Source organism: Paenibacillus sp. FJAT-26967 (genome assembly GCF_001541095.1).
Lineage (GTDB): Bacteria > Bacillota > Bacilli > Paenibacillales > NBRC-103111 > Paenibacillus_F.
On the sequence record NZ_LMXH01000005.1, the window covers coordinates 145,438 to 167,837 of the forward strand.

A 22,400-nucleotide genomic window follows, 5' to 3' on the forward strand; every position below is an offset into this window, starting at 1 on the left:
TTCTGCTGCCTGGTTTCTTCTCGTTTTTATTTACTTTTCATATTCATTTTAAATACATCTCCTGCTTTGCCGCCAAAAACGATTAACCCTCCTTCAGGAAGTACAGCTGAATGGGTGCTGCTTACCTTTGAGAAGTTCACCAGCACTCCCTTCGCGTCATAAACGGCAAATCCCCCGCTGGCCGGAGCCTGGACGTTGATAACCTTATTGGCTGATTTTTTATCAATTTTATACCAGACGGCCTGACCGTTGGATGGTATGATGCAAATCGGGGAGTTTCCTTCAGGAAGAGCTTTAATTGCATCTTCACTGATATAAGATTGTCCACCGATGTTTACATACTCTTTTTGATTCACGTTATAGAAATTCAAATCAAAAGCATCTCTTCCGTTCATAACAGGAACAGCGGATACATTGACTGCTTTATTCTTGTTAACGATTTTAGTGCCGGATGCGTATCCATGATCGGAATCAACGTTTATTTCTCTAGCCAGAAGCGCCTGATTCAGATAACCGACAGAAGTTATTTTTTCTTCCAAGGCGTAGTAACGCTTTCCGTTTCTTTGTTCCCAGACCTTTTTAGTTTTTTTGTCAAGCGGGTTGGGGTCCAGCTTTTGATAATCATATGTCACCATAACGGTTTGGCCTAATCCTGGAACGTCCAGGTACCTGTTAAATTTCAGATAAGTTTTTCCGTTCTTTGCCCGGTCGAAACTTAGGGTGATATTTCCCTGTTTATTTTTGAATTCTCCCTTGCCCGTGTAGACAAACTTTTCAGGCGGGGTCAAACCGCCCATAGCGGGCAAATCTATCTCTCCGTTCTTTATTTCCAGATTTAACGTTGTACCCACGAAGCCGTATATTCCGGAGTAAGCCTGCAAATCCGGCGGCATATCTGTCTTCACGGCCGGTTGGAATGTTTTTTCGGGCAAAATTTCTTTAATGATGCCTTTGGCTTTTAAATATTCCAGTAAAATATTGGAGGTCATAATACTGTTGTAGACAGAAGCCCCTCCTGATGACAGCACCGCTACAGAAATATCATGCTCGGGGAGTGTGGTCAGATTTGCGTGATACATTTGCGTATCCCCGCCTTTGGATAATGCCGTAATCCCGTAATCATCGAACGGAGCTAGCTTGACGGCGTCCCAACCGAGACCGTAATTAATAGTGTTGGTCTTTTCCGGGACCCACAATCCCTTTCGGTACTCATGACTTTGCATGGCCTTGACCGACTTCTCGGACAAAAGATCTGTCCGGTTCCCGATTAAGACTTCAGCGAACTTGCTTACTTCTTCGGCGGTGGAGTAAATGCCTCCTGTCCCGATCAGATTGACATTTTCTACGGGCAGAGCTTGGTCAATCCCCGGAACATAAGTTTTTGCAAGCCTGCTTCGGTCAAATGAATCACGCGGTGTCTTGGTAAAGCTTAAATCAAGAGGCGTGGTAAAATGCTTATTCAGAAACTCGCTGTAGCTTAACCCGGTTACTCGTTCAACCAAGATTTCAAGCAGCTGAAAACCATCGTTGCAATAGACCGAAAATTCGCCGGGGTCTGCTTTTAAATGTTCGGATCTTAATTTGGACAATAATTCATCATGAGTTCTCGCATCATTATCATCAAGCAAGAATCCATTCTCATAGTGACTGCCGTAAAGTCCCGAAGAATGATTCATTAACATGCGCGGTGTAATCTTTTTGTATCGTTCGTCGGCCATTTTAAATTCCTTTAAATACGTGGTCAGCGGTTTATCGATATGGATTTGATTGGAATCGGCCAGCTTCATCGCTGCGGCGGTCACATATAATTTACTTACGGAACCTATTCCAAACATCGTGTCCTTCGTTACCGGGGTCTCGGCAGCTTTATCTTGTACACCTGCACCGCCGGATAAAACAACAGATCCATGATCCTTGATCGCATACTGTATGCCGCTTACGCCATAATCGGACACGATTTTCGAAGCTAGTGTCTTTGCCTTTTCTTTAACAGGATCCTGAGTCGTTTGAGCAAATGCTGAGGTGACCGGTACTGTCAAAAGCATAGCGGTCAATAATACAGAAACCATCTTCTTCATGAACAATTCCTCCTCCTATTTCATTTGGATAGACTTGCTGTATTAATCATACAAGGAAAAAAAGCGGCTCAAAAAAAAAACCCCCAAACGAAAAAAACAATCCCTAAACAACAAGTGTCTAAGGATTGTTCGTTAAAAAGGGCAGAAGGACCATATTATTAAAAACTTTATGTTTTGTTTCAAGAGTCATATGACCCCCGTACTTGTCGCAGATTCTGGATATATTCGTTAGTCCGATCCCATGAAATTCCTGGTTTGGTTTTGGGCTGCGTAAGTGGGCGCCTTCATTCTCCATATGATTCATGATGTGAATGAGCAGGGCGGACTCGGCAGCATGTATTTTTATAAGAATGTATCTGTCTTCCGCGATCTTGATATGTTTGGAAGCTTCAATTGCGTTATCCAGCATATTGCCCAAGACAACACATAGATCATAACGCTCAATCGTAATTTCTTGGGAACGCAGGTTAAGTCTGGTGTCGATTCTTATGCCATTGGCCTGCCCGATATCAAGTGTATTGGTGACAAGGGCATCTATAACCAGATTGCCTGTATTCACCCGTTGATAGGCTCCTTCGACTTTGTTTAATGTTGTTGTGATATGTTCCTTTGCCGCTGCTAACTCATTGCGCTTAATACATTCTTCAATATACAAAAACTGTTGATTCGTATCGTGAATGATTCTTTTGATGGATTTGAAGCTGTGAACAACTTTTTCGTAATTCGCATCCTGATAGTTCATCTGCTGCTGGAGCTGAGCATTGTCATGCATAAATTGAAATTTATCCATAATTGTATCAAATATATAGACAATCATAACGTTTAAGAAAAGAAAGCCGATAGCCGAAAGGAAGGTATAGAAGCTCTTATAAGTCAGAATATTCAGGTGGTATATACTCATGAGCGGAATAACCAGAAATAAGGCGTAGTAGCGATACGGCAATGAAAAACTTCTTCGTTTGGTACCTAGCCGCATCATCTGAATGACAGCAAACATAATCATGCAGCTGATTAGAACAAGTTTCGTGTAGGCGATTGGATCGGGTTGATTTACAAGGCTGTCAAAGTCGACTGAATCCAGGATATATAAAATATATAGGGAGATAAAATTAGCGATAGACATTAATACACCGTAAAGCAGTGAAAAAATGATCTTGGCTCTGATTTCTACTTGATAAGACTGGACAACACTGAATATCATAAGCAAGGGAAGAATCGTATATAAGATTGGAGAGAAGGGAATGACCAGATAGAAGTAGCCAGACAGTCCAAAGATGAGGAAATAGAAGAAGCGGTTATGTTTTTTGGCTGATTTATCGAAAACCGAGTTGAAGAAGAAATTAATTTGAACGCCAATGACAAGTATAACGCATATGGCAATAGGTAAATTATTTTGAAACATATCAATCGACCTTCATAATCATAAACTTGGTATAAAAATCTTTAACCTCTTTAACTTTAGAACGCCCAATGGGCAGTTCCGACCCGTTTGACATTAGAACAACCCCGCTAGCAAACTTCCTCACATGAAGCAGGTTGATAATAATGGAACGATGGATTTGCAGGAAGTTACTGTCTTTTAAGGTCAAAGCATAATCGGAAAGGGTTCCTTTGCTTCCATAGGTTTGATTAACGGTTGTAAAATGTAGTTTGCTTTTAATAGTTAAGCTTTTGGCAGCTTCAATACTGATGAGGTCATCATATTTAATAACGACTTCATCATAGGCTGACTTGATGACCATAAACTTTTTATCCAGTGCTTGAAAGTATTGGCACAGCTTGATCATTTTCTCTTCCAAGATCGGGGGAGCAACGGGTTTTATTAAATACTGGAATGTCATGACGTCAAAACTTTCTACCATATATTCCGGGTAATTTGTCAGAAAAATAATTTGTTCATCCAGGTTATTTAGCCCTCTTAGTCTACGGGCTGTTTGAATCCCGTTGATTCCGCCCATTTCAACATCCAATATTAGAATATGGAACGGGGGGTTATGGTGCAGATAATAGGTTACCAGCTGCTCTCCCGAGCCGAACAATTCGATTTCAAATTCTATATTGATCTTTATCGACAAAGTAATCAGGATGCTCTTAACAAGTTCTCTTTGTTTCTCCTCATCATCGCAAATAGCCACCCTATACATAGGATTCACCTCTCAATTCCATTCCATTATTACAAGCACTCTATGTAAGCATGATATATTTTTTGGGCTTTGTATATACAGATTTTGGATGAAATGCAAATTCCAGTCCCTGAATAGAATTATATGGTGAGGTTGCAAGCATGGGCAAATAAAAACGACTTCCCTGATTGGGAAGTCGTTGTTCTGGCTGGCATCTGACCGCAGCGGCCTACTGGGATATGAAAGGCCCGAAGAAAATTCCCATCAGTGAGTAAATAATGATTGTCAGGAATAAGAGAGTCATATGGATAAGTGAAAAAATGAACATGGATTTCGCCCATTTTTCAGATTCCATTTTTTTGTAGCCGTATACGCTTAAGACAAGCCACGCCACGCTTAGAAGAAGTGCGACCAGCATAATGCCAATACTTAATGTTCCAAAGAGAAAGCTTACTGCAATTAAAACAACCAGATACACATTTGTTTGTATATAGGTTCTTTTAACACCCTTAACGACCGGGAGCATGGGAACATTAGCCGCCTTATAATCATCATGTTTACGAATGGCAATCGCATAGAAATGAGGCATTTGCCAGAGAACGGTTATGACGAAAAGTCCAAGAATCGCGGGATGTGTAATATCCGGATAAATAGCGGCCCATCCAATAAGCGGCGGCATGGCTCCTGAAATACTTCCTATCTCCGTATTGTAAATCGTGCGGCGTTTGCTCCACATCGTATAGGGGACCACATAAATAAACAACCCCGCAAATCCCAAGACTGCGGCCAGCGGAGTCGTAAAGGCAAGAGCGGTTAATCCCAGAACGGCCATCACAATGCCGAGCCACAAGGCGGTCACAGGCTTTATGGCGCCGGTAACGGTGGGTCTGTTCTTGGTTCTTGCCATAACGGAGTCAATATCGCGATCGTACAGGTTGTTAAAGGTACCCGCGGCCCCGATGACCAGAATCGAACCGATCAGGGCTAATACAATGACCGGAAGTTTCCCCACCAAATCAATCTGGTAAGTGTATAGTGCCAAAGTCAGACCGGCCAACATCGGTAATAAATTTGATTTAATGATCCCTGTCTTGACGGTTTGCGCCAGTATGGTTGACAAAGGCTGTGGCGGCGCAGCCAAGGGAGTGGGCTGATTGTTGCTATTGCTGGGCATTAGTTCTGCTTTCATTCCTTTCCTTCATACACAAATTATTTAAATTGTAGCATAAAAAGACCCTTCTATCTGCAAATATAGACTTTGTCCGTGATCGTTCATAATTGCTGACGTGGAAATGCTGCTATTATCTTGTCTTGGAGCTCTATTATGAAAGAAAATCCCGGTGTGATCTATTTTGATACAGGGATTGTGGTAGTAACACGTAATTTGAACGGAATTTTGTGGATAGCAGATAAGGGGTAGTATTGTGCGAGATACGTTTTTTTGTGAGGGAAGGCTGGACATCTATTTTACGTTGGTAATAAAATACAAACATAGAAGATTGGAGGAATGTGCGTGACTTATTCCATATTTGAAGATACCATGTCCGACATGAGTTGGACGGAGATTCAAGCCAGCATTGACAAAGGGGCTATTGTATTACTGCCGTCTGGAGTTATAGAACAGCAGGGACCTCATATTGCTACAGGATCAGATATATATGTCAGTCACTTGATCTGCCGGAAGATTAGAAACGAGCTTAGGAAGAATAACAGAGAATGTCTGATTGCCCCACCCTTTTATTGGGGAATCAATCATGTCACGGGTGGTTTCCCGGGTTCATTTACTTCAAGGAAAGAGACAGTCATTCATATCCTGGTTGATATTTTTGCGAGCTTGAAGCAATGGGGAGTTAAACAGGTGTTCCTGGTGGATATCCACGGTGACCCCGTGAACGGAGAAGCCTTATATGAAGCGATCACGGCTGCGCGTACAGAGCTGGGCCTGGATACCCGTTCTTTGATCTCCCATTGGATTGCTGAGGATCTGGGGATCGATCAAGAGAATGAAAATTTCTTAATCTTTGATGTGGATCTGGTACTGGAGGATCTCTACGCACCGGAATACTTAGATGTCCACGCGGGAGAGAGCTGCACAGCCATGATGAATAAATTTTTCCCTGAGCTGGTGAATGTTGAACTTGTCCGGGAACTCGAATCTACGAATCTCAGCCATGAGGATTTTAAAAAATGGCTTGCCGGTGGAGAAGTGGCCAAAAGCATAACTCCGCATGGTTATTTTGGTGCTCCGGCGGATTATGGCAAGGTAGACCTTACTGAAATCAACTTTGTAGATAGTTTTAGTAAATTCGCCTCCATTCGCTTAATGGACTATTTGAAGTAATATATTGGAATGATTTTGTCAGCTGCGTGACATGGTTTGTTCGACCGGCGGAGAAGTGTAAAAGTTGATTCTGCGGATAACCTAAAAGGACACTTACATCAAGAATGGAGATCTGCATATGTACGAGCTAAAAACCAAAGAAACGGATGCCAGTGTTATCGAATTCATAGAAAGTGTCGGCAGCCCACAGAAACGTGAAGACGCCTATCAATTGTTAGATATTTTCACTGAAGCCACCGGGTACACAGCCAAGATGTGGGGGCCGACTATTATCGGATTTGGCTCTTATCATTACAAATATGAATCGGGTCATGAAGGCGATGCGCCACTGGTTGGCTTTTCACCGCGTAAAGCGAAGATAAGCTTGTATTTTGCGACAGGGGATACCCGAAGAGATGAACTGTTAGAGAAATTGGGCAAACATACGGCAGGAAAAGCATGCGTGTATGTGAATAAGCTGGCGGATATTGATGTGGATGTATTACAATCTTTAATCCGCCAGTCGGTGAGTTTTTTGACAGAGAGATACCCGAGCGAGTAAGTCTAGTATTGAAATGCAACCCGTAGGTAGACACTTTGGGGAAAATTTTCTTTGGGCCTGAATTCATGGAAAAGAAAGAGGGGGGATGCATGCAAAAGTCCAACCCGACAGGGAGTGGCTTTCTTCCCTATTTATGGTTACAGGTCTTTCTAACCGTATATTTGATACTATTCGAAACCATCGTTTACGGGATGACAGGCCCTGTTATGGAACCGATGTTACCAACTGTAGGTGAATATTTCACCTTCCTATTCATGGGATTTATTATTATTTTTAGTGGTATTTTTTTATTTAGCTTATTGGCACTGTGGTTTAAGGAGAAATTCTTTTCCGGATTGAATAAATGGATATACCATAGCCTAGTCAGTATTATATGTTCCGTTTTTTACTTGCTTGTAACTCAAATTATACTGCATGATGATCAAAAGTGGATTTTTTATGCCTTGGTTCCATTAACCACCTATGCTATATTTTTTTTCGTTTTTGAGTGTTTTTTATATAGAAGGTATTTTTCAAAGTGAATAATTAAGTGAATATGAATCCCGGCGTGAACGGGCAGAGAGGCGGGCAAAAAGGATGGTGAACAAGGGCGAACTTGACTATTTAACAATAGCTGAACAAGCATTGTATCGTTATCCGATCCGATGCGATTCCATTGAATGGATAAGGGAAAGTGAAAACATCACATTCCACGTTCAAGATAAAGAAGCAGAGCAAGCTTTTCTGCTGCGTCTGCACAGGCCAGGATATCAGCTGAATGAACAAAGATGGGGACTTCTCCACGCAGATTTGCATGAGGACAATTATCTTGCCCATGATACTCAATTGTTGCCGATCGACTTCTCCTGCTGCGGCTTTGGTCCCTTCCTGCTTGACGTTGCCGTGACATGTCTCCATCTCGATGTGCCAAGACGAAAGCAATTAGCGGAAGCTTATATACATGAGAGAGGAATTGCTCGGGAAGAACTTCTTAATCTGGATGCTTATATCATCCTCGCTGTTATTCGCAACTTTGCTTTCCATACGCGACATCCGCATGAACATGAGGGATTAAGGAACAATCTTCCGTTTTTCGCCGAACATTATTGCCGGCCTTATTTAAATCGACCTTAAGCTCATTAATTATTTCACTCGTCTACATTTGAATCGGACCCATAAAGACCGGCAAAACTATTGATTTTTTGAAGAGAGTATGCCAGAATACCACACAAAGCTCCAATTTCCTTAATGTTCCTGATATATTGATCTGAAGTAGAAGAATCCAGCTTCATTCTTGCCTTCCATTACCGTGAAGCGGTGATGAATCCGATCCTGTGAGGAGGAAGATAGGCTCTGAGTCTATCGAAATCAAATGAAATTTGTTTGCGTAGAATGTAACAAGGAATTCTCAAGCTTTCGCTATACCTGTACTTGTAACGGAATGCTGGATATCCGCCAGGATTTCTCCGGACTGGATGCGGAAGAGTTAAAACAGCTTTTTCACAGCCGTCTCTCCGACCGGTTATCTCCATATGCGAGCGGCGTATGGCGCTACAAAGAGCTGATCTTCCCTGAAGTGGACGACTCCGCAATCGTAACCAAATACGAAGGCAACACGGGCCTGTACCGCAGCGAAGCTGTAGCCCGCTATGCCGGAACTCGCAGCGTGTGGCTCAAGGCGCAAAGCGAGAACCCAAGCGGCTCCTTCAAGGACAACGGCATGACGGTTGCCGTCACTCACGGCCGTTCGCTTGGTTATGACCGCTTCACATGCACGTCGACGGGGAACACATCGTCCTCCCTTGCCATGTATGCGTCCATCGCGGAACGCAGCTCTTACGTGTTTGTGCCGAACAAGAATATTTCACTCAATAAAGTACTTCAAACTTTAGCTTATGGCGCTAATATTTTCTCTATTGAAGGAACCTATGATCACGGGATCAAATTCCTGGAGGAAAATAGCGAGAAGCTGGGTCTCTATATTTGCAATTCGATCAACCCGTTCCGGATTGAAGGCCAGAAGAGCATCGTGTACGAGCTGGCCCAAGTACTGAGCTGGAAGCTGCCGGACTGGATTGTCGTCCCTGGCGGTGCGCTCAGCAATGTGTCGGCACTGGGCAAAGGCTTGTCTGACCTGTACGCTCTCGGCCTGATCGACAAGCTGCCGCGCGTCGCACTCATACAGGCCGAAGGCGCGAGCCCGTTCTACAAGATGATCTCGGAAGGCAAGGCGGCACTCGAAGCGGAGCCGAATCCTTACACGAGAGCATCAGCCCTGAACATCGGTGATCCGCCTAGCTGGCGCAAGGCGCAGCGTACGCTGCAGGAGACTAACGGTGTGGCGGTTTCCGTTACGGACGAAGAAATCCTGAATGCCAAGGCCGTCGTCGACGCTTCCGGTATCGGCTGTGAGCCCGCTTCTGCTGCAACAGTAGCGGGACTTAAGAAGCTGGTCGGCCAGCAGATCATTGATAAGGACGAGACGGTAGCCTGCATTCTGACGGGCAACATGCTCAAAGACACCGATGCGCTCCGGGAATATCATTTGGAAGAAAACAAGCCGTTCTCGAACAAAATCATTCCGGCGAGTCTAAGCTTTGAAGATATTCTGGCAGCCATCAAGTAAAGAAGCACTACCGGCAGCCGGTTAATCCAATAATCAAGCAAACTAAAGAGCCCTGACTTTTCCATTCTCCACTGGAAGGTCGGGGCTCTGCCTGTTTTTGTATGGCCGGACGTTATTCCTGTTTGGCGCCTCTTCTTAGGCGTGACGGTTTATTTTTACTGGTTAAGATGCCGAAGGCTACGTAAATAATCAACCCCAGGAATAAGCCGGTTCCCGCAATGATATAGAATATGGTGAAAATCTTGCCGAACTCTGTCTGCGGCGCAAAATCCGGATGGCCGACCGTGCTGAGGGTAGCTACACAGAAATAAAGGGAATCAAGCCAGGATAGTCCTTCTGCTTCATGATAGAAAATGGTGCCCGAAAATAAGATCAGCAGGGTAAGTGTAAACAGGACTTGAAAATCCTTTTCTTTAAATGCATGCCATATTCCGGTCAGCAGTCTTTTAAGCGTCAGTAGAAAAGATACCATATTTCTATTTCATCTCCATTTTGATGTATCTGGGTGTCCTGGGATGGAATAGCTCGATTGCCTATGCCATTTCTACGCCCGGGCAGGTGTGTCCAGGGGCAGCTTCATCGAACTAATGTGATTCTGTACATCTTCATTCAAGGCAAGCATTCTGCGGTCCAGAGAGGAGATCATATCTGCCGTATCCTTAAGCTCCTGCTGGATTTGGGGAGGTATGCCTGCGTTATATTTGTAATAAATCTTGTGCTCCAGACTGGCCCAGAAATCCATGGCAACTGTCCGGATCTGAATTTCTACAGGCACATGCTCCACCCGGTTCGTCAAATAAACCGGAATATCAATAATGAGATGCAGGCTCTGATAGCCGTTTGGTTTCGGATTTTGGATATAATCTTTCGTTTGTATGACACGTACGTCATCTTGTCCGCATATCATTTCATAGATCTGGTACATATCCGTTGTAAAAGAACAAATAATCCGGATGCCCGCAATGTCACGGATATATTGTTTCGTATTCTCGATACTTACATCCAGATTTTTGCGTTTAAGCTTGCTGACGATGCTCTCCGCCGATTTAATCCGGGTCTTCATATGCTCGATGGGGTTGTATTCATGAATGAACTGGAATTCTTCATTTAAAATTTGCAGTTTCGTACTGACTTCATCCAAAGCAAATTTATAAGTGAGCAAGAACCGTGCCCATTCTTTCATATTTTTTAATTCCAATTTCAAATTAATCCTCCTATATAAAAACCTTTGCACTGAGGATGTGTCTTATCGGAAGAGACGCATAAACAGCTCTATTTAAAAGTTTACAAGTTCCTGGCCGCGAACACAAATTTGACGGGGGACCGGCATGTAAAGGAGAGATCCGCTTTTTGTAAAAAAGAGTGCAGATTTTTCATGCCGGCTCCGATAAATACAATAGACTGTAATGGACGTAGGACAAGCGGTGCCTCAAGGCTTCACATTTGCCGCCGGTAAGTAAGCTCGGATTTTGTGGTGCACACAAAAAAACCAGACGTCGTGACGTCCAGTCTAGTGTATAACATAAATTAGAGCAGCCTCTGCAGCTCGCAGCAAGCTTCTTCATAAGCCTGCCACAGCTCTTGCATCACAGCAGGCGAGTATTCAACCGCCCCGCCTTTGGCCTGTGTTTCGATATTCTCGAACAGCTTAGACAAATGGTCGATTCCAAGACTCAGACTGGTTGATTTAAGATCGTGAGCCATGTAGCGTATTCCTGTCAAATCTTTGCTCCGCATCTTCTCTTCGAGTTGATGAAGCTTAGCGGGCGCCTGCTCTTGGTACATGCGCAGCAAGAGAGCAAGGACACTGGGAGAGCCGGGCTCATCCAAGCCGTTCAGCTCCTCAATGACTTCCGGCATAAGAATATGTCGGCTGGTTGAGATAGGAGGACCTGCAGGCAGCCATTTGCGCACCGCAGCCTGCAGCTTCGATAGCTGAAGCGGCTTGGTCAGGTAATCGTCCATCCCGGCGTCCAGACAGCGCTGGCGGTCACTGGTCATAGCGCTGGCCGTCAGCGCGATAATAGCCGTGCGCGGGTGCCGTCTTGCGGTTTCCCACTCGCGAATCAGCTGAGTGGCCTGCAGGCCGTCCACGATGGGCATTTGCGAGTCCATCAGAATAAGCGAGTAGTCTTTGCGGGACCTGGCTTCAATGGCTTCTTCGCCATTCACGGCCGTATCAATTTGCGTAAAACCAAGCTTCTGCAGCTGCAGAAGAGCGACCTGCCGGTTAATCGCATTATCCTCGACAAGCAGCAGAGGCTGCTTGCGTTCTTCGTCCGTAAAGGCTTGTGAGCGGGCATTAGCTTGATTGGCATTCCTGGAAGCCGCGGCCGTATCCGCCTGATAGTCGGCTTCGGCCGGCAAGGCCAGCTGAAGCTCGAACCAGAAGGTGGAGCCGGAACCGATCCTGCTCGTTACATCAATTCGTCCCTCCATCCATTCGACAAGTCGTTTGCAGATTGAAAGACCGAGGCCCGTGCTTTTCTGCGCATCTTCGTGCTGTGTATGTGCCTGGTAGAAGGGATCGAATACCCGGTGTACATGTTCATCGGAAATCCCGATTCCCGTATCGGATATTTCAAATCTCAGCGTCTGGTATGCGGCTGAGCTTTGCAAAAGCCTGATCCGGATTTGAATTTCACCGTTCTCCGTGAATTTAATGGCATTACCAGCCAGGTTGATCAGGATCTGCCGGATTCTTCCCGCATCACCGATCAGATGGCTGCTTATCGTGTCGTCTATGACACCTTGCAGGGTATTGTTCTTGCGGGCCGCGTTAGGCTCAAGGAGCCGGATGGCATGATCAAGCAGCTTCCTGACTTCGAAAGTTTCCGGTTCCGCCTGCATGTGCCCTGCTTCGATTTTGGATAAATCCAAGATGTCATTAATGATGGTGAGGAGAAGAGAAGCGGACTCCTCTATAATGGCGATGGATTGTTTCTGCTCATCTGTCTCCAGTGTATGGGACAACAATTCCGCCATTCCCAGTATGCCGTTCATAGGGGTACGAATTTCATGGCTCATGGTCGCCAGAAACATACTTTTGGCTTCGTTAGCCCGTTCTGCTTCCGCTTTGGATTGAACCACCTCGACATTGGTCTTGGATAGTTCCCTCTGAAGGTTAACAAGCTCGTTATTCAGGGCACTGAACTGGGATAATACTTGTTCCTCCCGGTGTCTTGCTTGTATGAGCTGATTAGACAGCTTCTCAATCGTCTGGCGATAATGGGTGATTTCGGTTAGGTCTTGCTCGGTGTAATTCGGATCCACGTAGAATCCTCCTTCCTCGGTAAACGAAGGCCTTTAAATAGGCCGTGCTAGTTCGTTTCCGATACGGTGGTGCTTCCAGTGGTCCGCCAGCCGGATGGCCTCCTGCGCGTCGTTGGCGTAACCGTCGGCTCCGACTTTACGCCAAAGTTCCCGGTCAATATTAAACGGCAGTCCTCCCACTAGAATGTGCACATTATCTCCTGCTTCGCTGCTGCGAATCTCAGCGATCAGTTCTTCCACCAAGTGCACATGGAATGTCATCGTTGCCGAAATAGCGACTATATTGGCCTTCTTCTCGACTAGTGTTCGGATTAGACTGCGTGAGGGGACATTGGCGCCTAAATAATAGGTATCCCAGCCATTCAGCTCGAATAGGTCAGAGACCATGCGCAGCCCGATCTCATGCAGTTCTTCACCGACACAAGCGGCTACCATAGTGCCGCCGGTTCGCTGCGTTGCGAATAAGTACGGGTATAAGTGCGACATCACCATCTGCGTGGCGGCGGTACACAAGTGCTCCTGTGCCACCGAGATCTGATTGGTCTGCCAGAGGCGGCCGATTTCCCTCTGGGACGGTTGGAATACATGAAGGTATAGATCAGTGATAGGGATGCCCGCTTCCACGCGGTCCAGAACGAGCTGCAAAGCCTCTCTGCGGTCCGCCCGGAGCAGGGCATTCGTGTATGCGGTAGCCATATCCGCTAACGGCTGGTCAGCGGTCAGGAAAGATTGTGAAGCAACAGCGGATTGCATTTGATTCAGTCCGACCTGTACATACTGGACGATCAAGTTCCGGTCCGGTTCTTCGAAATGTTCATTTACAGCTTGCTCGATCAACCGGTAGTTAAGGGCCATATCTTCCTTGGACAACTTGTACCCGGCGAGCAATTCCATGGCCCAGGACGTATAATGACTGAATAAGTCCGGGCTTTGCATATGAACGCTCTCAGCCAGATATCGGATACTGTAATTGGAGTCCTGCCGGGCCAATTGCCGGCCGCGCTCTCCAAAACGATCCATCAGATCAGGTTGAAGCTGATACTGCAGATGAGTGACATATTCCGCTAATTCGTCGGCCATTTGTAAAAGGCGCCGGCCCGTGTCTTCATGATTCATGATTCGGGTAGACCTCCTTTAACAATACGAAGGCTTGTAAGAATGAACTAGCCTGCGATTTATGCCTTGCGACAAGGTGAAAATTTCTTGTATATCTTCTATTATACTCTTTTACGGCACATTTGGAAATTGTTTGGATGGATATACCCTTTAAATAGTTGGGCTTTTTCTGCGATATTTATGATACGATAGGAAAAATCATTCCATTTCAACAAGGGAAAAACAGAATTTTCCAATAAAAAAAGTCGTAATAAAACTAGCGGGGGAATCGTATGAGGCGGTGGCTGGGGCGTTCGCTCAAACGTAAATTATCTTTTCTGATGCTTGTATCTATCGGGATTCCGCTCCTGTCGTTCGGTATATTTTCTTATCAGATGGCCGCCTCGGTGACCGAAGAAAAGGCATCGCAGGCAGGTATGAATTTATTGGCCCAAATGCGGACGAATCTGGAGCTCATGGTACAGGATGTCGAAAATATGTCTATATTTCTAATCGGGCAAAGAGATGTCCAGCAATACCTGTCGGACACGCAGTGGGATGCTCTGAGACCTACGATCATTATCGGTTTTTTGACTAATTTGGCTTTCTCCAAGGCTTATATCGCTGAGATTACGATCCATTCAGCCCGTGATCTGCCGGAATTGTCCAATACGAGTATTGTAAAGTCCGGAATGCCGGATTGGCCCGGACCCAAAGACATATCGGAAGGAGACCGTCCCAAATGGTGGACGCCTCTTTATACAAATCGCACTACGATAGGAGAGCAGAGAGTGATCTCCCTTGTACGTCCTGTTCGCAGCACGAATACATTTGCCCATCTGGGAAGAATGACCATCAGCCTGGATCAGAACGTGATTGCGGAACTGGTGCGTAAGTCGGCAATCAGTGAGAACGGGCAGGTGTTCCTGCTGGACGGAGAGCGGAAGTTGATCGCGGGCGGAAATTCGCAGCTGCTGAACAGTCCGATTAAAGAATGGATGCCGGATCTTCCCGAAATGGAGGGTTCTTCTGGAACGTTTAATATAGGTGAAGGCAGCGAGAAGAGGACGGTTCTTTACGATACTGTGCCTGGTGTAGACTGGAAGCTGGTCGGGGTTATGCCGTTCAAAGATTTCCGCAAGCAGAATGAGTATGTACTGCTGCTTACTGCTTTGGCCGCTGCGATTGCGGTCGTGCTGGTGTCGTCCCTGGTCTTGTTCTTCGTGCAGAAGGTGACCGAGCCGCTCTTAATGCTGACGCGTTTCCTGAAGGACACCGATCCGGAAGAACCGATGAAACCTTTGCCGGTTACATCCGCAGATGAAGTCGGGCAGCTGATGAGAAGCTATAACCGGCTAAGCGATCGTATCGAGCGTCTGACCGAGCAGGTTAAACGCAATGAAGCCCGCAAGAAGGAAACCGACATGCTGGCGCTGCAGGCACAAATTCATCCTCACTTTCTATATAACACGCTGTCCTCGGTGCATTGGATGGCACTGATGAGCAACGATATGAAAATAGCCGAAATGGTAGGACACCTGAGTGATTTCCTGCGTTTCAGCCTGAACAAAGGTTCCGAATTCTGCGAGGTGCAGCAGGAAATCTCGCATGCGCAGCATTATGCGGCCATTCAGGCGGTCCGCTATCCGGATAAGTTTACGATTGATTTTATTGTGGATTCTGAAATCAGGAAGAAGAAGGTGTTGAAGCTGCTTCTGCAGCCGCTGATCGAGAATGCGCTTATTCACGGCATTCAGAAGCAGACGGAGACAGGGAAGATCTGTATCTACGTCCAGCAGATGGGTACCGATATCACATTCATGGTGGAAGATACGGGGGTGGGTATCGATCCGGATAAGCTCAACGAAATTCGTGCTGCATTGTCCGAAACGGCGGACGAGCCTGTTGTGCCGGGCAGCTACGGGCTGCGCAATGTTCACCGCAGGCTGCAGCTTCATTACGGACAGGAAGCCGGCCTGCATATACGCAGCCGAATAGGCGAAGGAACGATTATTACCTTTACGATACCGATCATAGAGGGAGCTGGATTATGAATATTCTGATTGTCGACGACGAAGTCATTATCCGCACCGGACTAAGTACGGTCATCCAGTGGGAGGAGATGGGCTTCAGGCTGCTGCCGTCCGCCGAGTCTGCGGAGGAAGCGCTGGGACGTATCGCCTCCGAGCATCCGCATATCATTCTTACGGACATCCGCATGGGCGGAATGGACGGCATTACGATGGCGGGGAAGGTCAAGGAAGTGCTGCCGGAGACGGAGATCATCGTGTTGACGGGGTACGATGATTTTGCTTATGTACAGCAAGCTATCCGCAGCGGTATTGGTGACTATTTGCTCAAATCAAGCCGTCCGGATGAAATTATACGTGCGGTGATGAAGGCGAAGCAGCGGCTGCTCAGCAAATGGGAGACCCATAAGGCGGATAACATGCAGCGCAATGCTTACCGCGGCAAGATGCTGGAGCGGCTCGTGACGGAGGGGATCGACGACCCCGAGTCACTGAAGCAGGTGCCCCGGCTGCTCGGCAGGCTTGGACTGGCAGCTCCGGCTCAGGCGGAAGAATACGCGGAGCAGGAGTCTCCTGATTCATACAAGCTGCTGGCTGCGGAGGGTCTTCCGGGGCGGTCCACGCAGCAGGGAGCGGACGAGCCGCGCAGGGCAGACCATCCGCATGGAGAATATGAGCGCCCGCCGGCCGGGACTGGGGCGCGGGCGGGCGCCGGGTCCGCGCCGCCCGCGGGTGCTACCGCCCAGCCTTACGCCGGGCAGAACCGCCGGCTGCAAGAGCCTGAGCTGCAGGTGCTGCTGCTCAGTGTGCAGGGCTGGGGCGACACCCGCGCTTCCGGCGGCCTGCTCCGCTTCGCCGTGGATAACATGCTCGGCGAGCTGCTCCCCTGCGAGACGCTGCAGCGTCAGGGCGACATTCTCGCCGTGCTGCGCACCGACGATCTCGGTACGGAGGCGCTGCGCAGTGAGCTTGCACGCATTTCAGACAAGCTGAAATGCGTGCTGTTCGCCGCCGCGGGCAGCCCTGTGCGCGGGCTCGCTCAGCTGCCGCATTCGTACCGCGAGGCGGTCTACGCGGCATCCTTCCGCAGCATAGCCGGCAGCGAGCTTCTACTGCTGAGCGAGACGGTCAAGGGGCGCAAGGGCGGCCGGACCGTCTGCTCGAAGGAAGAGGAGTCGGAGCTCGCCGTGCTGCTGAAGGGAGGCAATCCGATCGACCTGCGCCACTTCGTGGAGCGGGTGATGGATGCGGCGCTGGTAAGCCCCGATGCGACACCCGCTTCTCTGCAGGCCTACTCGCAGTCGGTCGTGATTGCAGCCCACCGGTGGCTGGAGAGGACTGCCTCCGCGCTGGGCCTGACAGATCTGCCGCGGCTTTTGCCGTCTCTAGGCGAGCAGGCGGATACGGGACATGCCGGATCGGATGCCCTGAGTCTTGCGCCGGGCACGGCAGGGGACGGGCTGGGTGATCCGGGAAGCATGAAGGACACCTTGTACAAACGGCTGCGCGTGATCATGGAGACCTATTACCAGTACTTGTCCGAGGATGGGGTCCTCTATGTGAAGAGGGCGATTTCGTATATTCAGGACAATCTGGATCATGCGCTGACTCTCCAGCAGGTGGCTGGCCATGTCCATGTGAATCCGAATCATTTCAGTGAAGTGTTCAAACGTGAAACCGGCGTTACGTATATTGAGTTCGTTATGCGCGAGCGCATCCGGCGGGCTGCCGAAATTCTGAGCGAGACGCCGATCAAGATCAGCGAGGTAGCCAAGAAGGTCGGATATGAAGACATCAAATATTTCAGTCAGCTGTTCAAGAAGTTCACCGGGCAGACGCCGTCCGATTTCCGCTCCAACCGGGAAGGGAAGTAAGAGATAAACAGCCAGACCGGAAGAGAATTCTCTTACCGGACTGGCTGTTTTTTAATGGAGCAAAGACTCCCGGATCGGCGGGCGCGAGAATTATGGGTATTTATACAAAGGTACAAGGTTTAGTTGAATGTTTGCGCTTACAATCGCCTGTACGGAAATAGGGGAGTTTGATAAAACGACCGGGATTATTCTACCCTTCACCCGAAATCTATCCCCTTTTGCAAAACAGGGCATACTTTTATACTGAAAAAGAATAGAGATAAGGAGGGGTTTTAACTTATGAAAAAATCAGTCAAGACAGGTATTGCTCTTATTCTGTCACTCTCACTATTATCCGCATGCAGCAAATCCGAACCGCAAGCTGGTGGCGCAGACGCTTCTAAACCAGGTGAAAAAGTAAAACTGTCCCTGTGGCACAACTTTACAGGTGAAGATGCGCGTGCCAAAACGATGCGTGCAATTGTAGAAGAATACAAAAAAGCAAATCCTAACGTAGAGCTGGAAGTGCAGGCGATTCCGCCAGATGGTTATAAAACTCGTTTGAAAACGGTTGCAGCGGCAAATGAAATGCCGGATCTCTTCGTTATGTGGCCGGGCGCTATGACTAAGGAATTTGTAAGCGGTAACCTGCTTCAGCCGGTTAATGAACTGCTTGATAAGAATGCGGAGTGGAAGAACGGATTCCTGCCGAACTCTTTTGACGATTTCACGATTGACGGCAAGACATACAGCATTCCTATGTCCCTGTCCCCAACCTCCATCTTGTACTACAACAAAAAAATGTTTGACGATAACGGTGTGAAAGTGCCGAAAACCTGGGATGAAATGATGACTGCGGTTGAGACTTTCAAATCCAAGAAAATTACGCCGATCGCACTGGGTAACAAAGCAGCTTGGCTGGCGCAATCCAGTATTCTGAGCTCACTGGCAGACCGTTATACAGGCACCGAGTGGTTCAAGAAAGCTGTCGCTCAAGACGGTGCGAAATTCACCGATCCTGAATTCGTAGCTGCACTGAAAGGTCTGCAAGACCTCGGCAAAGCAGGCGCATTCCAGGAAGGCTTCAACTCCATCGACAACACGCAAATGGAGCAGATGTTCGCACAAGGTAAAGCGGCTATGATGATCGATGGCGGCTGGGCACTGACCAACCTGACCACAGGTACACAGCCAGAGCAGCTCAATAATATTGAAGTAACGGTTCTTCCTTCGGTTCCGAACGGTAAAGGCGATCCGAATTCCCTGTCCGGCGTAGTCGGCGTAGGTCTCGGAATGAACAAACGTACGGAAGGCACGAAGAAAGAAGCTGCACATAAACTGATCCAGGCAATGGCTGGACCGGAAGCGCAAAAACGCACACTCGAGTCTAACCAGCTGATTTCTTACAAGGTCGAACTCGATAAGAGCAAGGTGTCCAGCCTGTTCGCTAAAGTAAACGATCTTGTAGGCCAAGTAAAACGTACACCGGTATACGATTCCCAATTGTCCTCCGCTGCATCCGAAGTGATTAACAACGGTATTCAAGAGCTGCTGATGGGCGGCAAGCCGGAAGATATCGCCAAAAAACTGCAAGATGCTCAGGCTAAATCACTGGGTAAGTAAGACGGTTTGAAAGCTGAGAGAAGCGGGGCGCCGGTCGCCCCGTTTTTATCTCACAGAGAGAGAGTCCACCATTAAATCGGACCTAAAAGAGAGAAACTTTTTTCGGATATTCATACGTGGAAATCGGTCCGGGACTTACCGCCTTCCGATTTCTAGGTATGTAGACCTGCTACTACCCGCCGTTGACGCGGTCATTGGCTAATGGCCCGTATGCGGCGGTTATCTTATCAGGAGGGGAGAGACACCATGATTACGTCATCCAGAACAAACCGTTTTATCGTGCTTGGTCTCCTGCCGGCGCTGCTCATTTACAGCGTATTCGTCATCATTCCTATTTTCTGGTCTGCGTACTACGGTTTTTTTGACTGGAAAGGAATTGGAGAAGCCAAGTTCAATGGATTCGATAACTATATCGAGGCGCTGAAAGATCCGATCTTCTGGCTTGCCTTGAAAAACAATATGATCGTAGTAGCCGCTTCCGTCCTAGGTCAAGTACCGATCGCATTGCTATTGGCGCTGGTACTCAGAAAAAGCACGGGCTTTCAAAGATTCATACGTTCCGCTATTTTTATGCCTATGGTTCTTTCGTCCGTTGTCGTAGGTATTATCTGGAGCTATATCTATCATCCGCAGATCGGGATTTTGAACTTCCTTCTTGAGGCTGTCGGCCTGGAGAGCTGGACGAAGGCCTGGCTTTCGGAGAAATCAACTTCCATGTACGCACTGACCGTTCCGATTATCTGGAACTATATAGGTCCTTACCTCATCATGTATATTGCCGCACTTCAGAATATCCCTTCGGATGTTGACGATGCCGCTAAGATTGACGGCGCAACGGGTAGCCGCAAATTGTTCTCGATTACTCTGCCTATGATCTGGGATACGGTTAAAGTAACGATTGTCCTTTGTATTTCGGGCAGCTTGAAAGCATTTGACCTTATTTATGTCATGACCGGGGGCGGTCCGGCGCATTCAACGGAACTGCTGGCCTCCTATATGTATAACAACACGTTCTCCGTTTATCGTTTCGGCTATGGCAGTGCGATCTCCACGCTGATCATTATTATCAGTCTGGTGCTTATTACAGCCAGCCAGAGGCTGATGAAACGCAACGATGGATAACGAAAGGAGGAGGGCTTAGATGCCGCAAATAACTGGAACCGCAACGTCCCCTTCGAAGAAAGGGAAAGCCGGACATGAGGGTAAAGGCTTCAGCAGTATCCTGAAAACATCGGGCTTGAATATCGGACTGGCTCTTTATGCGCTGGTCACCTTGTATCCGCTCATATGGCTGTTTATCAGCGCATTCAAAACGAATGAAGAGTTTTTCGACCGTCCATTCGGTCTTCCGCTTAAATGGCAGTGGGATAACTTCGTACAAGCCTGGAAAGTGGCCGAAATCGAGACGGCTGTTCTTAACTCCGCTATTGTTACCCTGGGCGCTCTCGTATTGACTTTGGTGATCGGGGCATTAACGGCCTTCATACTGTCGCGGTTTAACTTCCGCATGCGCGGACCGCTGATGGGTTATTTCCTGCTGGGGATGCTTATTCCCGTACACAGTACGCTTGTTCCGCTCTTTATTATGATGAATAAAGCAGGAATGCTGGATACGTATTGGGCCCTCATTCTGCCTTATACGGCTTTTGAACTGCCGCTGGCGATCTTCGTTATCGCCGCTTATATGACCTCGGTGCCCAAAGAAATCGAGGAAGCGGCCCTGATCGACGGAACAGGCTACTGGGGCATTTTCACGAAAATGCTGCTGCCTTTGTCCATTCCGGCTATCTCTACCGTAGGAATCCTCGCATTCCTTCGTTACTGGAACGATTTCGCGTTCGCGCTCGTCTTTATCAACAAGCCTTCGCTTAAGACGCTCCCGCTCAGCTTGTCCCAGTTCGCTACCGGCTTCGGGACGGACTACAGGCTGACGATGGCCGCGATGGCCATCTCGGTTATTCCGACGATCATCGTGTACCTCGCCTTCCAAGAGCAGATTATGAAGGGTATGGTTGCGGGAGCGGTTAAGGGTTAATTGATTTGATAGATCAAAGTCAGGGGCCACCGGCTGTTTTCTCAGCTGTTGGCCCCTGTTTACAAGCCGGCAATCGTCTCATTGCTTACTGGTTGGTAGCGGCATACATGAAAAGAAGGGCAAAGATGAGGTAAGCTGCACTGACGTTCTTCATATAGGAGTTAAAACCCTTGTTTCTCCTGAAATCCATGTAAGCACACACGAAGGCGGCCAAGATGAAGAAGCAAGCGGTAGCAGTAGTGAGAGCAGGGCTGAAGTGCCAGAACTTGATAGCTACCAGCGCTAAGACGCTTGCCAGGGAGTACGCCAAGCCGATCATCCAATCACCTCGATTCCCAAGTGAACTGATGCATAGTTTTAAAGCTGCCATCGTCAGCATCTAAAAAAGCAGGCAGAGCTAAGCTCTCCTGCTTTTTTTATAGGAACGCCCGGCCTGAAAGTGCGCGCATGTAGGCCCGGCGGTATTAGGGATCTGGGGATTGTCTCGGAAGCATATAGCCGGAAGACAGGGGGTAAGGCCGGGTACATTATTGTACGCGGCTTTGTTTTTTGCTGCTCATTTTGTCAAACACCATATCGACGATTTTAGGGACAGCCGCCAGCAGAATGCCTGTAGCAACTTTGCGGAGCAAGGATGATTGCATGTTCATTCTCCTCTCTAATTCCGTTGTATCCTTAATTAACCGGAGGGGAGTCGGATGAAACGTCTGCGGGCTTTTGATAATTAACTAATTTATGGAAGAAGGGGGTGGCCGCTTAGTCAGTGCGGGTAAGATCGGCAATTATGTAGTTGTTAAGAACCT

General features: G+C 47.6%; 18 protein-coding genes. 10 read left to right on the plus strand and 8 right to left on the minus strand.

From position 1 onward, the window contains the following. Nucleotides 1-26: 26 nt before the first annotated feature. The 4 genes from AR333_RS18550 to cyoE form a co-directional block, all read right to left on the minus strand. On the minus strand, nucleotides 27-2,078 hold the full coding sequence (locus AR333_RS18550) for a serine hydrolase (protein ID WP_068776861.1): 2,052 nt from the start codon (nucleotides 2,076-2,078) through the stop codon (nucleotides 27-29). Nucleotides 2,079-2,196: 118 nt separating this feature from the next. After that, nucleotides 2,197-3,480 carry an ATP-binding protein gene (locus AR333_RS18555; protein ID WP_068776862.1) on the minus strand — a complete coding sequence of 428 codons (1,284 nt, stop codon included), beginning with the start codon at nucleotides 3,478-3,480 and terminating at the stop codon, nucleotides 2,197-2,199. A gap of 1 nt (nucleotide 3,481) precedes the next feature. After that, nucleotides 3,482-4,222: a LytTR family DNA-binding domain-containing protein gene (locus tag AR333_RS18560; protein ID WP_068776863.1), complete on the minus strand. Its 741-nt coding sequence runs from the start codon at nucleotides 4,220-4,222 to the stop codon at nucleotides 3,482-3,484. 208 nt (nucleotides 4,223-4,430) lie between these two features. Then, complete coding sequence (gene cyoE, locus AR333_RS18565) at nucleotides 4,431-5,375, minus strand: heme o synthase (RefSeq protein WP_068776992.1); 945 nt, start codon at nucleotides 5,373-5,375, stop codon at nucleotides 4,431-4,433. A 339-nt stretch (nucleotides 5,376-5,714) separates the two neighbouring features. On the opposite strand from cyoE, the gene AR333_RS18570 reads away from it, so the two are divergent. The 4 genes from AR333_RS18570 (at nucleotide 5,715) to thrC (ending at nucleotide 9,688) form a co-directional block, all read left to right on the plus strand. Further along, a complete protein-coding gene (locus tag AR333_RS18570; protein ID WP_068776864.1) occupies nucleotides 5,715-6,542 on the plus strand; it encodes a creatininase family protein in 828 nt (275 codons plus the stop codon). Nucleotides 6,543-6,660: 118 nt separating this feature from the next. Further along, the gene (locus tag AR333_RS18575) at nucleotides 6,661-7,083 is read left to right on the plus strand and encodes a DUF1801 domain-containing protein (RefSeq protein ID WP_068776865.1); all 423 of its coding nucleotides are present in this window, start codon (nucleotides 6,661-6,663) and stop codon (nucleotides 7,081-7,083) included. Between the two features lie 576 nt (nucleotides 7,084-7,659). Then, a complete protein-coding gene (locus tag AR333_RS18585) occupies nucleotides 7,660-8,196 on the plus strand; it encodes a phosphotransferase (RefSeq protein ID WP_068776867.1) in 537 nt (178 codons plus the stop codon). Nucleotides 8,197-8,434: 238 nt separating this feature from the next. Continuing rightward, nucleotides 8,435-9,688, plus strand: a complete 1,254-nt coding sequence (gene thrC / locus AR333_RS18590; RefSeq protein WP_068776868.1) for a threonine synthase — start codon at nucleotides 8,435-8,437, stop codon at nucleotides 9,686-9,688. Nucleotides 9,689-9,800: 112 nt separating this feature from the next. On the opposite strand, the gene AR333_RS18595 is transcribed toward thrC, so the two are convergent. The 4 genes from AR333_RS18595 to AR333_RS18610 form a co-directional block, all read right to left on the minus strand. Beyond that, entirely contained in the window at nucleotides 9,801-10,160 is a 360-nt protein-coding gene (locus tag AR333_RS18595; RefSeq protein ID WP_068776869.1) for a potassium channel family protein, read from the minus strand. Between the two features lie 72 nt (nucleotides 10,161-10,232). Next, nucleotides 10,233-10,871 (minus strand): GTP pyrophosphokinase family protein, encoded by a 639-nt coding sequence (locus AR333_RS18600; protein ID WP_172798895.1) that lies wholly within the window; start codon nucleotides 10,869-10,871, stop codon nucleotides 10,233-10,235. A 344-nt stretch (nucleotides 10,872-11,215) separates the two neighbouring features. Further along, nucleotides 11,216-12,961, minus strand: a complete 1,746-nt coding sequence (locus AR333_RS18605; protein ID WP_068776871.1) for an ATP-binding protein — start codon at nucleotides 12,959-12,961, stop codon at nucleotides 11,216-11,218. Nucleotides 12,962-12,994: 33 nt separating this feature from the next. Then, complete coding sequence (locus AR333_RS18610) at nucleotides 12,995-14,077, minus strand: B12-binding domain-containing protein (protein ID WP_068776872.1); 1,083 nt, start codon at nucleotides 14,075-14,077, stop codon at nucleotides 12,995-12,997. Nucleotides 14,078-14,349: 272 nt separating this feature from the next. On the opposite strand from AR333_RS18610, the gene AR333_RS18615 reads away from it, so the two are divergent. The 6 genes from AR333_RS18615 to AR333_RS25055 all read left to right on the plus strand — a co-directional run bounded on the left by AR333_RS18615 (nucleotide 14,350) and on the right by AR333_RS25055 (nucleotide 21,980). Then, a complete protein-coding gene (locus AR333_RS18615) occupies nucleotides 14,350-16,110 on the plus strand; it encodes a sensor histidine kinase (protein WP_068776873.1) in 1,761 nt (586 codons plus the stop codon). Beyond that, a complete protein-coding gene (locus tag AR333_RS18620) occupies nucleotides 16,107-17,960 on the plus strand; it encodes a response regulator (RefSeq protein ID WP_253735906.1) in 1,854 nt (617 codons plus the stop codon). The genes AR333_RS18615 and AR333_RS18620 overlap by 4 nt, the downstream gene beginning before the upstream one ends. Before the next feature lie 279 nt (nucleotides 17,961-18,239). After that, entirely contained in the window at nucleotides 18,240-19,562 is a 1,323-nt protein-coding gene (locus tag AR333_RS18625; RefSeq protein ID WP_068776874.1) for an extracellular solute-binding protein, read from the plus strand. Between the two features lie 246 nt (nucleotides 19,563-19,808). After that, nucleotides 19,809-20,684 carry a carbohydrate ABC transporter permease gene (locus AR333_RS18630; protein ID WP_068776875.1) on the plus strand — a complete coding sequence of 292 codons (876 nt, stop codon included), beginning with the start codon at nucleotides 19,809-19,811 and terminating at the stop codon, nucleotides 20,682-20,684. 19 nt (nucleotides 20,685-20,703) lie between these two features. Further along, the gene (locus AR333_RS18635) at nucleotides 20,704-21,597 is read left to right on the plus strand and encodes a carbohydrate ABC transporter permease (protein ID WP_068776876.1); all 894 of its coding nucleotides are present in this window, start codon (nucleotides 20,704-20,706) and stop codon (nucleotides 21,595-21,597) included. A 215-nt stretch (nucleotides 21,598-21,812) separates the two neighbouring features. Next, nucleotides 21,813-21,980 carry a hypothetical protein gene (locus AR333_RS25055; protein ID WP_172798892.1) on the plus strand — a complete coding sequence of 56 codons (168 nt, stop codon included), beginning with the start codon at nucleotides 21,813-21,815 and terminating at the stop codon, nucleotides 21,978-21,980. The last annotated feature ends 420 nt before the right edge of the window (nucleotides 21,981-22,400 follow it).